The sequence below is a fragment of the Methylobacterium sp. AC315 genome, from assembly GCF_979253755.1.
Genome location: NZ_CEEDEA010000078.1, coordinates 1 through 317, shown reverse-complemented (window position 1 = coordinate 317; position 317 = coordinate 1). Strand labels below are relative to the sequence as shown.

Annotated in this window: 1 pseudogene; it reads left to right on the top strand. The window is 68.5% G+C overall.

The window, feature by feature from the left end:
- Window positions 1-317: pseudogene (locus tag AC0IY0_RS28785) on the top strand (FAD-dependent monooxygenase); the annotation flags it as partial.

Below are 317 nucleotides of genomic sequence, written 5' to 3'. Positions count from 1 at the left end.
AACCATCGGTCGATGCGAGAGCCCAGGGCGGCCTGCTCGACATCCACGAGCACACCGGACAGATCGCCTTGAGGGCTACGGGTCTCCACGACGACTTCCTCAGCCTTGTGCGCCCTGGCGAAAACGCCAAGCGCGTCGTCGATCAGGGCGGCGCTATCCTGTTCGACCGGCCCGGCGACCCCGTGGGTCATCGGCCCGAAGTCGATCGCGGTGACCTGCGGCGGATGCTGATCACCTCGCTCCCCGCGGAGACGATCCGCTGGGGCCACATGGCGATCACGGTCACCGCGTGCGGGAATGGGCGGCATGCGGTCGCC